The organism is Microtetraspora sp. NBRC 13810 (genome assembly GCF_030268685.1).
In the GTDB taxonomy this organism is placed as follows: Bacteria; Actinomycetota; Actinomycetes; order Streptosporangiales; family Streptosporangiaceae; genus BSRQ01.
In genome coordinates, this window is the sequence record NZ_BSRQ01000076.1 from 1 (window position 1) to 454 (window position 454).

The following is a 454-nucleotide window of genomic DNA, read 5'->3' on the forward strand; positions in this document are numbered from 1 at the left end:
GACACGGTGCCAAGTAGGGTGCTGACTGGTCTGGAAGGAAGGGTTCGTGGCGGGGAAGAACTATTCAGAGGAGTTCAAGGACGAGGTCGTCAAGGCCGTCTTGGACGAGCAGTCGACGATCGGGCAAACTGCCAAGGATTTCGGTGTATCGCGGGAGACCGTGTGGAACTGGGTGGCCAAGGCGAAGCGCCGCCGGTCGGGGAACACCGAGCCTGCTCGGGATGCCGTGGAGCGTGCAAGGGTACGCGAGATGGAACGTCGGATCGCGGAACTTGAGCAGGAGAACGCCTTCTTGAAAAATGCGCGGCCTTCTTTGTGGACGTCTACTGACGTGATCTCAGCGAATTCCCGGTAGGTAATCGTGCTCGAAGTGAGTGAGGACAAGCGCCGCGCGGGCGACGTCGCCGATTCGGCTGGGGCTGACGGTGATGTGCTGCAGGGTTCGCCACCGGCC

1 protein-coding gene is annotated in these 454 nt (G+C 61.5%); it reads left to right on the forward strand.

Going from position 1 to position 454, the window contains the following annotated elements; translation table 11 throughout:
• The first annotated feature begins 46 nt into the window (after positions 1 to 46).
• Complete coding sequence (locus QSK26_RS41510; protein WP_285780864.1) at positions 47 to 355, forward strand: transposase; 309 nt, start codon at positions 47 to 49, stop codon at positions 353 to 355.
• Positions 356 to 454: the final 99 nt, after the last annotated feature.